Source organism: Paraprevotella sp., assembly GCF_986071375.1.
The window spans coordinates 119,549-135,784 of record NZ_CFQRNQ010000005.1 but is presented as its reverse complement, the minus strand read 5'-3'; the positions used below and the strand labels follow the sequence as shown (position 1 = coordinate 135,784).

Below are 16,236 nucleotides of genomic sequence, written 5' to 3'. Positions count from 1 at the left end.
ATTATAATGATTTACCAATTATCCGTACGGAAAGGAGAAGCCAAAAGCCCGTCCTTGTTACATAAGTTCGCCTCTTCGGGGTTGTTGCTCCAAGCATAACGCACGGCCACGGGATGTTCTACCTCCGGACTGCTCACCACCACCTTGCCGCCTTTGATTACGGCATCTGCCCATACGAACTTACGGTCTTCACCCGCAATGGCAAAATGCTTCAGCCTTCCGCCCCGGCACGACAATCCCCGTCCGGCATCGTCGAATGAAAGGATAATGCGGTTGCCTTTCGTCTCCATACCTTTATATATAGGACCCGAGGCCGCCACCTTTTCGCCATACACGATTTTGCGTGCCCCAAGGAACAACCGCCGGGCCACCGTTTTCTTGTCCAAAGGATGGATGTCGTTCCATTCCCCGGCATCGTATGTCACGGCCAAAGCCGTATGGGGAACGTTTCGGGATACTTGGAACTGTGCCTCGCGCAAGCGTGCCCACCCGCTGTCGGAAGGCTTGTCTTGCTTTGCCATATAGTTAGGCAACTGCACCAAGAGGAAAGGCATCTCCGGCCACCCCCATGTCTCGCGCCAGTCCGCTATCAGGGAAGTCAGCAACGGGGCATACTCTCCTGCCCGTCCCGCATTATTCTCTCCTTGGTACCATATCGCTGCCTTCACTTTCCAGTTACGCACAGGGTAAATCATGCCATTGTACAATCCGGAACCGGCATGCCTCAGGTTGGCCAGACGTTGCTCGTAAGGTTCTGCCTCGGCACGGTCGAATCCGACCTTGTATTTCCACACCCCGGACAATTCCACTTCGTCGTCATCCCCCTTCAACTTATACACCTTGTCACGCACGATTTCTCCATTGCCGTTCAATGCCGTCAGCTTCAGGGTCACGTTGTTCACACCTTCCACCAATACGCCTGCCGGAACATCATACTTGCGCGGCGGTCCGAAATACGCCGTCGTACCTACGAAAGTGCCGTTCACGAACACCGAGTCACAATCGGACATGCGCCCCATATAGAGTTTCGCATGCCGTCCCACCATGGAAGACGGAAGACGGAAGTTCTTCCTGTACCATACGCTTCCCTTTACCCGGATACCCGTCTCGCGCCAAGTGCCCGGCACGTCCACTGAGTCCCAAGCGGAATCGTCGAAATCCCTCCGGTTCCATTTCCCGGTACCCTTGTCGCGCTTGGCTTCGGCTGCGGCCTCTAATGCCTCGCGGTCTACCCGCAGCTTGGGGAAGTCCTTCAGATGTTCCTGGCTAATCCAAGATTCTATGTCCGTCCCCCCCTTGCTAGAAACTAACATGCCCACCGGCACTTTATAGCGGTTGTACACTTCCGTGGCAAAGAAATAAGCCAAAGAAGTCCAGTTCATCACTTCGGAAGCCGTAGCCGAATGCCATACCCCACTTCCGGCCAGATTCTCCTTCACGCCTCTCACGTCGTCCTGATAAGGCACTTTGAAATGGCGGATCATGTGATTGTTCGACACCGGTATTTCAGGAAATTTCTCCACCAACCGTTCTATCGGATTCTCTTGGTTCGATTGTCCCCCGCACAAGAAAACGTCTCCCACGAGCACGTCACGTATCACTTTCTCGTTCACCTCCATGAGGAAAGGACCTCCCGGCTGTTGCGGAGGCAGCAGCACGTGCCATCGCCCTTGGCCGTCAGCCTCGGTATAATAATGCGCCCCCCGGAAACGCACAGTCACCTTCTCGCCCGGATCGGCCCATCCCCATATTTTCAAATCCGTCTCGCGTTGGAGCACCATGCGGTCACCCACCAGACTGGGCAGTTTTACTACAGCCCCGGCTTCATTGCCGACACAGGACATCCCCCCAAAAAGCAAGCCGAGACATAGCCGCCTTGCCACTTTTCCCATTTCCATTCTTATTTTATCTATATTGTTATTCCATTCATTCTCCACGAACCAAAGACAAGGCCGGCCCCACATACGTATCTTGCAGTCCGCCCCAATCCACCACGACCCGTTGTACCATTACACCCGGATCGCCACATACCACGGCCAGTTTGTGCCGCCTCCGTTTGGCATCTATGGGAAAACGGAATGTAGCCACAGCACCGTTACGCAACACCTGGTCTTTCCACGCCTTGGAAAACTCCTTGGGTAGGTTTTGAGCCACCTGGACGGGATGGCCGTCCACGGAAATCCCGAAACGTGTTCCCTTTCCTTTATATATAGGAAAAAACGGTAAAGTATATACATGCACGGTCACGCTATCGGCAGCCATGTCCGGAAGTGCATATTCCACATGCGGACACCTTGGGTCTTCAGGATTGACAGAGGCCTCCACAGCCTCGCCCAACTGCAAAACGCACCCGTCGTAACCGATGCCTTCCACCACTTTCAGACTATGAGTCCCCTCACCGTCCATCCGGGTATATCCGGCCAAATCCACCACGGTACAACCTTCCAAACGCCCTTGCTCCTCACAAGGCATAATATCCACTTCTTTTTCCCCCACTTCATCCGACAAGGCCAAGCGAGGCATGTTTTGGTATTTGGCCACCCACCCCGGTGCCAACATCATCATGTGGTTCCACTTTCCATCCAACAACCGATTGTAACGGTCGTTCAAGCGGTTTATGCTGTCGTAAGCCTCCCGGGACTGCCGGGCCGCCCAATTAGCCTCTTCCATCCACCCCTGTTCAGCACGTTCATGGTTAAGTTGCGCCATCAGAAACTTCCGGTTCATCTGGTAAGAGGCCATGGCCGGATAGCCCAACATCTCAAAAAAGGACGCACGGTAGGATTCCGGCAATCCGGCCATGGTTTTCTCCGCCCAATCGGAAATACGCCGGTAATCGGCCAACCGTTGACGTGCGTCATTATACACCTCAAAAGAATATTCCGTGTCTGCCAACTCCTTATATTCAGGGGCATCCCATTCACGTTCCCAGCCCATGAACTCCGGCTTACGGCTCCAAGCCAACCGATAGTAAGTATCGAGTGCGTCCTGGAACTCGTCCTGATAACGGTTGCCGAACATCCCGGCCATGAATTCGGCCTGATGCCGGTGAACCCGCCCATAGTCATACGCGTCCAAGTCCCAAGCCAAATCGAAAAAAGTCTTGATACCCAATTCCATCGGTTTGATGTCGCCCACATTCAGCAGCCAATACCGGTCGGCCCCCGTATCATACGCTTTTTTCAATTCCTCATACATCAACACCGGCGGCGTGGTACACAGCCACAGGTAATCATGAGGGCCACCTAAATAAGAAAGGTGGTAATACACACCGGAACCGCCCGTGCGCTTCTGCTCCTCAGGATTACTGAGCCGCTTCAAGTAACCATAGTTATCGTCCGGCCACACCAATGTCACATCCTCCGGCACTTCCAACCCTTTCTCATAGAGTTCCAACGCTTCTTTATAAGGAACGAATATCTGGGGAATCTCCTCTAACGGTTTCCTCACGTACTTCGACAGGATGCCACGTTGGTCGGTAATGGCCTCATGCAGCAAAGCCACCTTGCCTTCTTCCGTCAGGTCACCCTGCATCCCGGCATCGTGCAAACCGCGCATGGCCAACGTATATACATTCTCATAAGGGGCAGCCTCACATACCCGTTTGTCCAACTTCCCTAAAATGGTCTCCTTGTTTCGCGTATAATCCCATGCCCCGTCTTTCTTCGTGTCCCACTCTTTATTGGAAGCGTTGTTGAACAGAAGCGGCTCACAATGCGAAGTGGTCACCATGATGCCGTATTCATCTGCCACGCGTTTGTTCTCCGGATGAAAATAAAAAGGGTCGGAACAACCATGCATGGCTGGGGCGAGCATGTTCCCTTTCAAGCGCAAGACAAGTTCGCACACCCTCGCATAGGTTTTCGGACCGATATTACCCAATTCTTTCTCGAATGTCTTTGCCGCCCAAGGATTCAGCCCCCATCCCTCATCGTTCAGGAAAATGCCGCGATAACAGACGGATGGTTTGTCCGAAACATAATCTGCCTTGACCCACAAACGCGCACGGCGTTCCACTGGCACGTCGGCCCACCAGTAGAAAGGAGAAACGCCCATGGCCTCGCTGAGCGTAAAGGCACCGTAAGCCACCCCACGACGGTCGCTGCCCACGATAACCAAAGCATCTTTCACTCCGGGCAATGGATTTTCCACCCGCCGGATAATGAATTGCTCGCATCCGCCTTCAAGCGATGAAACATCCAACCGTCCCTCTTCCACCATACGGCTTATAAGTCCGTTACCCTTCCCATGTATACCAAGAATCACCGGATGCCCCCCGGCTACCTCCGTACGTATGCCGACTTTTTTCCCCGTGACCCTGAAGATGTCTTCCGACAATAGCCCAGTCACTTTCTCTACAGTCTTCCCGTCTTCGGAGGCATATACCAAATAAGCTTCGGATATAGGAAAACTTCCTTTCCGGGGTTCTCCAAAGACAAGTAACGTATTCGCTTTCGCATACACGGCAAAGGACATCGCCCATGCCATGATTCCCAGACACAACATCCTTATTCTTCTTCTCATCACCTTCATATATACTATCTTGTTCTTTACACGCAAAGATACGGCATTCTGCATGTAACCCATTTTTGCCTATGTAACATATTTATTCTCCTATGTTTCATTTACCAAAAAAAATTCCATCACGTTTCATAAAACAAAATATATGCTACTTATTCAAAAATGAAAAAGGAAATATAACCTTATCTTTGCACTATAAGGATAAAGGCAAAGCAAAATAGGTTTCATAATATAATGATTAGGTTAATGTTGGTTTTTCAGGTGGTTTTGCCTCAAGGTAAAGATTGCACAGGATGGTTTTTCATAATTGGAAATTAGGTTAATGATTGGTTCTTAGGTGTTGGTATTGTTTGAGGAAGGAAGATTGTTATCATGGAAACACAAACAGCTGGAAAAATAACCGGCTATGTATCAAAAACCGCTGGAAGAGTTCCTCCTCCAGCGGTTTTGCATTTTACTTGCAGGACAAGCCCTGACACTCTTGTTTTACTCGTCAGCCACCAACAATCTTATTTCATAGACACGCGGTGTCGAACTTTTCCCGGAAGGGGCAAACCGCACGGTCAACACGTCTTTCCCGGACACACCTTCCGGCAAATCAAGGAAAACCGTCTGCATACCCTTGCCATCCGGCTGTCCCAATATGCCTGCCGCCTGCCCGTCCACCGAGACTGTAGCAGCCACGTCTTTACCTCCTGCCGCATAAGTCACCCGCAAACGAGCCACTTCGCGCCCATTCGTTTTCATACGGTACGAAAACCAACCTGCCCCGTCCGCAGCACGCCAATGGCGATTGCCCTGGCTTCCCGTACGCGACTGCTCCGACTGGATGAAATGGTCGCTCTCCGGCTGCTGTTCCCCACAGATGACCTTATCTGCCGTCGCAGCCTCCAAAGCATTCCGTTCACGCTCCACACGTGCCAGTTCCTCCTGTTGGGCTTTCAGTTTTTCGGGAGAAATCACCGGCCAGTACACCATATAACGGCATTCATACAAGCGATTGAACGGTTCCAACACCATCCCTTCATAACGTTCGGGACGCACACCGCGAAGCTTGAATTCCAATGGTTTCCCTTCCACCTTTTCGATATGTGACAGAAGTTCGTCCTTGTCGCCCACAATCACCGGCATGTCCTGCAAAGGCCACTGCGGCCCGCCCGCGATATGGCCGCCCCGGCTGTCATCGGCGAACAATCCGACCTGCTCCTGTTTACCCATACGGGAAGCCAAGACCACCGGACCATACATGAACGAATAGTTGTCCGACCCGTCAGGCAAAACCACAGCCCGGAGCGACATCGGCAAAGTCAACCGCACCTCGTCCCCGTCCGTCCATTTACGGCTGACCGCCACATAACCGCCGGAAACCGAAACAGGTTGGGCCGTCCCGTTCACTGTCAACTCCATCCGGGAAGCGTCCGTCCACTCCGGCACACGGAATTTCACCGTAAACGTCTTAGCCTTGCTACACGACAGGCGAAGGGTGGTCGCTTCTTCATAAGGAAAAGACGTACGTTGCTCTACACGCACCTTTCCCCACTGCAACACCGAGGGTATGAACAGGTTCACATACAAATCATCCCCGCCATGGGCATAAATCATCTCCCCGTATTTCGCATGGTTCTCCATTCCGGAACCTACGCAACACCAAAAACTCGTCTGTGGTTGGGAATACACCCGGTAATGCCCCGAACGCATCGGCGTGAAATATACGAAGCCTCCTTGCACAGGATCGATGGTAGACAAAATGTGATTGTACAACGCCCGTTCGTAATAGTCCATGTAATGTGCGTCCGCACTGGTCTGGTACAACATCTTGGTCAACCGCAGCATATTATAGGTATTGCAGGTCTCCGGTCCCTGTTCGCTCGTCAGCATGCTGGAAAAGTCTTCCGAGGGATGGAAATGCTCGCGCACGCTGTTGCCACCTATGGAGATACTGCGCTGATCCACCACCGTCTTCCAGAAGAAACGTGCCGCATCGTCCCAACTTTCGTCCCCTTCCAAGTCCGCAATACGCTTGTAACCGATGACTTTCGGGATTTGGGTATTGGCATGCTTGCCCGTCAGTTGGTCTTCCTGCTTCAACAAAGGGTCGAGAATCGCACGGTGCGAGAAACGGCGGGCCAGTTGCAGATAGCTGCCCTTGCCCGTCAGGTCGGCCACATCGGCAAACACTTCGTTCAATCCCCCGTGTTCGCTACGCAACATATCTTGTATTTGTTCATCGCTCAGGTCTTTCGTCAGGTTCATCATCCAATCGGTCAACTTCACCAACATGTCCTTGGCTTGCGCACAGCCTGCCACCACGTAGGCGTCACGCAAACCGGCATACGTCTTATGGATATTGTACAAAGGCACCCACCCTCCGTTCAGTCCGAAAGAAGAAGCCTGTATGTCCCCCTTAGACACGGCATCCCATATCTTGCGCCCGTTCGGCGCACCACAAAGGTATCCGTCACCGGCAGCGTCCTGCGCCCTTTTCCATTCGGACAACATGTAGTCTAACCGTTGTTTGATTTCTTCGTTCCCGGTGGCAGCGTACATATAGGCAAGTGCCGAAACGTAATGCCCCCCGATATGGCCGTCCAGACCGGTATTTTCCCAGTTGGTATAATTGTCGGCTTTCGGTTCCAAGCCCGCACCTTTCAGATAAGGTGCCAACAGGCGGTCGGGATCCAACCCGAGCAGATAACGGATATCCAAATCCTCCGCATGCTTGAACGGACTCTGCGTCAGTCTCACGTCACTCAACGGGAAAGTCTCCACTTTCACCGGAATCCGGGCATCTGCCGAAGCCATCACCACCAGCAATGATGCCGAACATAATGTTTTCAATACATTCATATCTCTTATATCATTTTCTAATTTTAATCCGACCTTACCCACTCTTTCACGGATGGGTGTCATTCTCACACGCACAAATATACGAAATTGCTCCAACCGGCGCAACCATAACCGTCCACATCTTACTTATTCTCCCGGAATGCCATCCCTTTTGTCCATGCGGCTCCCGGACACCGATTCGCACCGGGATAAATATCCATGACATGTACCCTTTCGTAACGCCTTGATCACCCCAAGTATTACACATTCTATTTCAACGACTTACATTGTTCCGCAGAATCGAAAATCATTCTCAGGAGAACGATTTTTCATTCTCAGGAGAATGATTTTCCAATCTGCGCCAAACAAATCCGTAATCTCAGCCGAATCAATTCGGAATGAATAAATATTTACTTTTCAAAGATTTCCACCTACGGCACGCCCCTGCATATCCCGTCCATTCAACGGGCACCCACTTTGCCATGTACTTCTATCTCGGCCACGGCCGGCCGCTGTCCGTTCCCTTCCGACGGGAAAGAGAAACGTACGAAACGGGCTTTCTGCGGATGCGCCAACGTCTTCTCCCATGATGTTCCTTCTGTCACAACTCCATCCGAAACCAGAACCCATTCCACATTGTCCACAGAAAACTCTACATTGAAACCCTGACGGGTTTCCGGAGGAAACTGGGCTTTCACGGCATGCACCTCCAATGTCCGCTCCACATCGAGCGTCAGATAAGGAGACGCGTCGCTTTCAGCAGGCTTCCAATAAGTCTTCCGGTCGCCATCCGCCGCAAAACCGGGAGAATGGCCCTCAGACGAGCTACTGGCAAAGGTGGGACTGTCCGGACCGTAAACCTGAAGCACGGACTCCACATGGCCGGGAGTGAAACGCACGTAAGGGCGCGAAAGCACTTGGACCGACTTGCCTTCCTCATATTGCGGCGCACCCGTAAATTCAAGCTGCACCCGGGCGGATTCCAATCCGGACGAAGAGGCCTCCACCACCGTACGGCCTGCATAATAAGACCTCAGTGACATGGCTGCCTTGCCGTCCGCAATCCGTATGTCGCTGTCGGCCGAGAACGTGATGGAACGCCCGGTCGGGAACTCTCCCGGACCGGAAATGACGGAAAGCGTCACATCCGGACTATTGCTTAACTCGCGGCCTTCCTTATCCAATACCGTGACCACCAGCTGTACATCGTCCGTACCGTCAGCCAAGATGCCTCCTGTCTTCGAGGCTTCCAGACGTAAACGCGCAGACACGCCTTCTTGTGGCCACGACGGAGGCAACCGGTGCCCGTATTCGTTACGATACCAATACCACGAACGCTTGGGCAGGCGGAAATAGTCCACAATGCCCAACCGCGCCATGCTCTCTCCGAAAATGCTGCCATGGTCGAACCCGCACCAAATAGCCTGTCCGCTCCGCCATTCGCGCCCTTTCCAACCTTCGTCACGGGCCAAATCGCCCCATCCGGCCATGTATTTGCCGGGACGCTCGGCCAACGTGCTGCCGTATTCCGTCACGACACTGGGAATGCCGGGCTGCTGGAAGTCGGCAATGTTGGCCCCGTCGCCATTATACCCGGCCACATCGCCTATCTTGTCTATACGGTCGTCTCCTAACGGGCGTTGTGCTCCTCCGACGGCCGCCATGCGCGTAGGGTCGAGGCGGTGCGCCGTGTCCACCATCTTTTTCAACAAGACCTTCACAGCCGGAATCGTCTTCCCGTCGGTAAAGAACGGTTCGTTGCTCACGCTCCACACAAATACGGAAGGATGGTTACGGTGGATACGTATCATTTCTTCCAATTGCGCAAGCACGTTACTCTCGAATCCCGTAACGTCACTCTCCTTCACGGGATAGGCACTGGCGGTCCAACTACCGTCTTTTTTCGGCCCCGCCGTACCCCAAAACGGGGTTTCGGACCAGAAGAGCATCCCCTCCCGGTCACATGCCTCTGCAAAAGCCGGGGCATGGGGATAGTGGCTGCCGCGAATCATGTCGAAACCGGCTTCCTTCATCATCCGCACGTCGCGCCGCATGGCCTCTTCGGTCACGGCATCGCCCCAACCGGCCTGGTCTTGGTGGACATTCGCACCCCGGAAGAAGAAATGTTCCCCGTTAAGGAAAAAACCTTTGTCGGCTGTCCACTCGAACCACCGGAAGCCGAACGCCACTTCTTCGCTGTCCAATAACTTGCGCCCTTTGTACAGGCTGCACACCACCGAATACAAATGAGGATGCGACGGATGCCACAAGGCCACGCCCTCTATTTCATCAGTAGACAAATCGAACCGAGCCATACTTTGCGCTTCCACGCGCCGGACAGCCCTTTGTCCGGACACGACACGCCGGTTTTCATCCAATACCTGTATCTGCAATTCATACGTTCCCACTTGGTCCGTCAGGTTGCTCACGTCGGTTTGTACACGGACGGAGGACGAACGTCCCTTATGCGCAGCCAAGGTCGGCGTGGTCACAAACGTGCCATACCAATCGATATGCACGGGGTTCTTCTTCACCAGACGCACGTTACGGTAGATACCTCCACTAAACACATGTTCACCTCCACGCGGAGCCACGTCGCCCCGCCACGAGTTGTCCACCCGTACGGCGATTTGGTTCTCTCCCTTTCTCATGTATGGCGTGAGACGGACGTTGAAACCGGTGTAGCCCCCTTTATGCGTCGCGGCCAAACGGCCATTCATATATACTTCTGCCACTTGGAACACTCCGTCGAACTCCAAAAAGATTTCCCGCTTCAGGTCAGCCTTGTCCAACACTATTGTCTTGCGATACCAACCGTAACCGGTATAAAAGTCCTTCCACATGAAATAGGGAATGCTGAACGAATGGGGCAAGCCGACGTGCTCCCATCCTGAATCGTCATAATCTGCCTGTTCGGCTCCCGGATAATCGCCACGCTGATAAGTCCACTCACGGTTCAAATTCACCACCTCGCGGTTATCCGTCTTCTTGGCCTGTACCCCCAACGTGATACAGCTAAGCCAACACCAACATATCCATACAACCTGTTTCATCCTTATGTGATTATTTTTTTAGGGGAAACCTACAAATTCCCTATGCGGAATTTATAAGTCTTCCCGGGTTGGGTTTGCACATCATATTCATACACTTCGGGAACGGAAACCGACGGACGTGCCTTCAGTTCGGACGAGTACAAAGGTTCCTTGATTGTGGCTGGAGCCAACAAGCTATTGGGACACACGCCCGAAGCTTTCTTCAAGCCCTTGCCTTTCAACGGTACGTAAGAACGCAAACGCAACGTACCCCCTACGGTGGAACGCACGGTGGCAGACGACAGACGGGCATCGGCCCACTCCATGTCCACTTCGTACCCCCCGCGTGCCCGCAAACCTTTCACACGGCCTTCTCTCCACACATCGGGCAAGGCAGGCAACAGATGCACCGCCCCGTCGTGGCTTTGCAACAGCATCTCTGCAATACCGGCCGCTGCCCCGAAGTTGCCGTCAATCTGGAAAGGCGGATGGGCATCGAACATATTAGGATATGTACGGCCTTCTGGGTATTCCCCCGCCACGGCATCACTGGGCAGTAACTGAAGCATGTTGCTGATCAAACGATAAGCATGGTTGCCATCCAACATGCGCGCCCAGAAGTTTATCTTCCACCCGATGCTCCACCCCGTAGCCTTGTCGCCACGCTGCTCCAACGTAGTACGGGCAGCCCGGAAAAGTCCGGGGTGCGAAAACGGGGAAACCTGGTTACTCGGATAAAGGCCATAAAGGTGGGAAATATGGCGGTGCTCGTCCTTAGGATCGTCCACGTCTTGCAACCACTCCTGCAACTGGCCGTGCCGTCCGACTTGCATGGGCGGCAACCGGTCGAGCATCTGCGCCAAAGAATCGCGGAAAGCGGCATCATCGCCCACAATCTCAGAAGCCTGCAAAGTATTGTACAAGGCATCAAACACTATTTGGTTGTCCATCGTACAACCTGCCGTTACCGGACCGTGCTCGGGCGACACCGACGGAGCCACCACCCACCATTTGTAAGAAGGATGCTCGGTCAGGAAATCCAAAAGGAAACGGGCCGTGCCTTTCAATACCGGATAATAAGCTTTCAGGAACTTTTTGTCGGCAGTGAACAGGTAGTGCTGCCACAGATGCTGGGCCAACCATGCCCCTCCACTCGGCCACATGCCGGCCGCTGCAAAATCCACCACGCCGCTGATGCGCCACAAGTCGGTATTGTGATGGGCCACCCATCCTCCGCAATTGTACATGTCACGAGCTGTCTTCGCCCCCGTCACGGACAAGTCTTCCAACATGGAGAACAAGGGTTGGTGCATCTCACTCAAGTTGGCCACCTCGGCCAACCAATAGTTCATCTCAGTGTTGATATTGATGGTGTATTTGCTGTCCCAAGGAGCATTCGTACTGCGGTTCCAAATGCCTTGCAAATTAGCCGGTTGCCCGCCGGGTTGGGAAGAGGAAATCAACAAATAACGGCCATACTGGAACAAAAGCGCAGCCAACGACGGATCTCCACCTTGACTGAAATCGCGGATACGTAAAGGGGTCTCACGCGCCGCAGCCTCTGTCTCACCCAAATCCAACTCCACCCGTCCGAACAATTCCCGGTAATAAGCCACATGTTTTTCCAAAGCTTTCTTATAAGGAATCTGGACAGCACGTTGCAGGCAACGGTCGGCACGGGCAGCCGCATCACCGCTCACATCGTGGTAGTTCACGTAATTCGTAGCCGCCGACAGGTAAAGCGTAGCTTTCGTTGCACCGACCACCTCCAGTTTTTTCCCGTCGGCGGTTGTCTTGCCGTCGCTCACCACTTTCACGCGGCACTCGGCACACAAGGCTGCTTTTACACCTTCCTGGTCTTTGCCCTCACAAGCGATGGAAAGCATGTCTCCATCGGCACTGACTTCGTGCTTTAAAGGAGCGTCGTAGCCCACCGTGAAAGCCAAAGCCCCGGCCTTGTCGGCCTGCAGGCGCACTACAATCACGCTATCCGTGAAAGAGGCAAACACAGTGCGGGCATAAGCCACGCCGTCCACCTTATAGCGGGTAGTGGCCGTAGCATTCCCGATATCCAAGTCACGATAAAAATCCGTTGCCTTGTCATGCCCCGGGAAATCCAGAAAAAGGCTTCCCATCGTCAAATAGCTCATGCCATCCTTGCGCGTAAAAAAATTGGCATCGACCAACCGTTGGGCTTCACGTGTCTTACCCTGAAATATCAGATTCCGGACTACCGGCAGGACGTACAACGCATTCGGATTGTTATTGTCGTAAGGACCGCCGGCCCAGAATGTCTCTTCATTCAACTGCAGTTCCTCACGCCCGGTGCCGCCATAAACCATGGCACCCAACTTGGAATTGCCCACAGGCAAAGCTTCCGTCCAATCCTTGGCCGGCTTACCATACCAAAGTTTCAAATCCCCCGCCCATGCCATGCTGCTACAAAGCAGAAGCAAGGCTCCTAATAACTTCTTTTTCATCGTACTCGATTTTTTCAATATTTCCTAACCTCCTACAAAGATATACAAATAAAAAGTCTTCGCCTTTACAAAGAAGAAAAAACATTCAACCTTTTTTGCACACGGACACTGCCGTCACGGTAAAGTTCACGCACCACCGTCACGCCCCGGCAACCGGGCTTTATCCTACGGCCACTCAAATCATAATGCTCCACACTTACAGGACGCCCCGACACCGTCACGCCGTCCACCGTCAAGGCTTCCTCCCGCAACTTCTGCACATAGCCGGACAAACTTTCCGCCGCATCCCGCATCCGCAAGTTGTCTGTCATGTCCACCTGCCCGAATGCGCAGTCCCGCACGGCCTCCTTCAAATCCAAATAAGCCTGTGCTGTCAAGTCAAACCCGTCCTTCTCCCATCCGGATAAAGCTTCCTGTGCCGTTTCCAAAGCATTCACATACACGTCTACGCTTTCTTTCCGGTCAGCCAAAGGTAGCCATACAGCCTCTACCGCCTCCATCGCTTCTTCATACTCCGAAGGAGCTGTGGAAACGAAACCTTCATATTGATCCAACACGATTTTCAAAGCTGTGCGTAAATCTTCCGAAGCGGCATAACAATCCGATGCCGTTGCCTCGTATCCCCGCGCCGCTTCTTTCATCAATCTCAGGAAGCCACCTTTGTACACGTCGGCCACAGAAGGCTGAGTCGTCATCCTTATCCCACCAAGAATGATGGAATTCCACCCCTGAGACATCGTAAAATGCAATTCATAATTACCTTCGGATGTTATGGAAAACACATATTCATGCGCTTTGGAACCTTTTACTTTTTCCGTGGAGACCTCGTCCATACATCCAGAAGAAAGCAGCCCGACCTGCGACCACACGCCCTTGCCTGTCCCATCGGTCACTTGCACATCAAAGGTGGCCTTTCCTTCTTCCGACCCCGCACTCCAATATACGGAATTGAATGACAATACGTATTGTCCGGGCAACAAGTGCAGACGATACCCATCGTAACTCCCAAAATAAAAGTCACATACATCGTAATCACGGGCACTCAAATAGAACCCCGCATCGAAATCACCTCCTTCAGGGAAGTATTTCAGCCGGGCACCGCCTGTATTGGCGGCCCCCGATCCTTTCTCATCCTTCGTGCCGTCCTTACGGCTGTTCACACGCTTCCAACCGGTAGGTATGCCTTCGCCCACCACCGCTTGCTCTTCTCTCCAAACAGGTGAAAGCAACGTCTCTATGGCAAGTTCATCGCCGACCTCAACCACTCCTATCGTATAAGTGAACACGCACGACTGCAAGACACCTCCCGCTTCGTTCTCCAAATGTTCCACTCTCAGCGTATAATCCCCATCAGGCAACTGTACCCCGTCCGGCAAACGGAATGTCAAGCGTTTGCTAAAACCACTCTCAGACAACACAAGCGGATATTCCATGCCTTCGCCGGAAAGAATAGCCTTGGCTTCTCCACCATCTACCGCTTCATCGAAGGTGTAAACAAAAGCCAAATCCTGCGAAGGCAAGTCAAAAGAATGGTTTTCCGGCTCAGCCGACACCAAAGCAGGAGGTTCCGGTTCCTCTGGTCCCAACGAATATCGCTTGCAAAAATTCCAGATTTCTTCCGTCGTCATGACACTGGCCGGATCATTGGAGTGCCAATGTCCTTTGCCCTCTATTGAAATGAGTACGACTTCCACTCCGTCCTTTCCTCCGGAATACCGGGTATATGTAGCCGATGACCCCGGTTTACCGGCAGGATAGGGTTTGATGACTTCGGGATTCATGTCGCAACCGTCGAACGCAGCCCACTTCTTCACATATTCCGGTATACTTCCATACCCTCCGGCCGGATGGTTGGCATCCCCGTTGTAGTATACGACGTTGTCAGCTGTGCCGTGCGTATGGATGATGGGCACTGCACGTCTGCCTGAAGGATTACGGTAGTCCACCGGAATACCGCTCACCGGGCCGAAGGCCGCAATTTTATCACCCATCCGCGCCATGGCATGGTACGTCATCATACCGCCCATGGAAAAACCGGAGAGATATACCCGGTTACGGTTGATGTGGTAACGGTTGTACATCGTGTCGATAATCGTCTCCAAAAACTTTATATCCGTATCACCGGATATATCCCAAGCCTTATTGATGCCATTGGGGTAAACCACCACAAACTTGGCCGTATCGGCCACGGCTTCCCAATTCGCCTGTCCTTTTTGGTAATTGGCATCCTGATTCATTCCATGTAACGAAATGACCAAAGGCGGATTATAAGGCAATCCCTCGGGGGCGTATGTAATCATGTTACGGGTTGTATTACCCACTTTGATGCTCTCTTGCGCGTTTGCCTGCGTTCCCCATACCCAAGCGCAGAGCAGACAAGTTCCTATAAGTTTATTCATTTGCATATAGATTCAGGTTTTCAACGACTGTTCTTTCCTAAAAGGTATAACATTTTTTCAGCATAACGCCGTCCCAACTCACGGTAACCGGCCGCATCGAAATGTAACGAGTCCGTAGCGCACGTGCATCCGGCGGAAGATACCACAGCAGCTGTCGGAACGACTTGCGGAAGAGTACGGATGATATTATTCATCGAAGCGCATACGCCACCTTGGTCGGCATTGACCACTTCCCCCGCCAAGAGGGGCACGTCCTTGGCTTTTAGCCCAAGGTCTTTCAACAGGCTTTCATAGACTGTTTTCACCTTTTTCGGCCATGCCTTGTCGCCCGTGTTGGATTCGCCCTGATGAACCAGGATACCTTTTATCACGCCATCCTTCTGGGCCAAACGGGCCATCTCCACCAAACGGGCATAAGGGTCATTGCCGTAATCCTTCAACATGCCTTTCATCCAACCCGGAGCACGGTGGGCCACATACGTTGCAATACTATCCTCCATGAACGTCTCGATATGACAGCCTCCGATAGCCACGTTGATAACACCGACCTTGACATTCTCCGGAAGCGTGGCCACCAATGTCCGACCAAAGTAATCCACCGGAGTAAGTCCATCCCCCGGCCGGCAAAGCGGAGGCACCGCCGTGTACCATTTCCCTTTTTCACGTTTCCGCCCCGAATCATCCACTGCCGCCATCATCCGGAACCGCTCATCCACGTCTCGCAAATCCCGGTTCTCGACACGGGCATTGCCCGCCATGTTCGACTGTCCGAAACAGAGGAACACGTAAAAGTCCGGATCGGGTTTTCCCCCATCCTTTTGCGCCCATCCTCCCACGGATGCGCACAACATACATACACTTAATATAATCTTCTTCATCATTCAGTTTCCCTTTCTGCCATTTTATTCTTCAATCCCACGTACTTTTTGCATAAATCGCTCCCACTCGGCAGAGGCAAGCAAGCTTTCCTCTGCCGAG

At 52.8% G+C, this 16,236-nt stretch carries 6 protein-coding genes and 1 pseudogene; all 7 read right to left on the bottom strand.

The window, feature by feature from the left end:
- Positions 1-11 precede the first annotated feature (11 nt).
- A complete protein-coding gene (locus tag AC5RDV_RS04405) occupies positions 12-1,844 on the bottom strand; it encodes a sialate O-acetylesterase (RefSeq protein WP_282748106.1) in 1,833 nt (610 codons plus the stop codon).
- A gap of 82 nt (positions 1,845-1,926) precedes the next feature.
- The gene (locus tag AC5RDV_RS04400; RefSeq protein ID WP_282748054.1) at positions 1,927-4,524 is read right to left on the bottom strand and encodes a glycosyl hydrolase 115 family protein; all 2,598 of its coding nucleotides are present in this window, start codon (positions 4,522-4,524) and stop codon (positions 1,927-1,929) included.
- Between the two features lie 483 nt (positions 4,525-5,007).
- The gene (locus AC5RDV_RS04395; RefSeq protein WP_282748055.1) at positions 5,008-7,368 is read right to left on the bottom strand and encodes a glycoside hydrolase family 127 protein; all 2,361 of its coding nucleotides are present in this window, start codon (positions 7,366-7,368) and stop codon (positions 5,008-5,010) included.
- Positions 7,369-7,808: 440 nt separating this feature from the next.
- Entirely contained in the window at positions 7,809-10,400 is a 2,592-nt protein-coding gene (locus AC5RDV_RS04390; RefSeq protein WP_282748056.1) for a glycoside hydrolase family 2 protein, read from the bottom strand.
- Positions 10,401-10,429: 29 nt separating this feature from the next.
- Positions 10,430-12,859 (bottom strand): glycoside hydrolase family 95 protein, encoded by a 2,430-nt coding sequence (locus AC5RDV_RS04385; RefSeq protein WP_282748057.1) that lies wholly within the window; start codon positions 12,857-12,859, stop codon positions 10,430-10,432.
- A 65-nt stretch (positions 12,860-12,924) separates the two neighbouring features.
- Positions 12,925-15,258 (bottom strand): CE1 family esterase, encoded by a 2,334-nt coding sequence (locus tag AC5RDV_RS04380; protein ID WP_282748058.1) that lies wholly within the window; start codon positions 15,256-15,258, stop codon positions 12,925-12,927.
- Between the two features lie 32 nt (positions 15,259-15,290).
- Positions 15,291-16,136 (bottom strand): annotated as a pseudogene (locus AC5RDV_RS04375) (sialate O-acetylesterase); the annotation flags it as partial.
- Positions 16,137-16,236 lie beyond the last annotated feature (100 nt).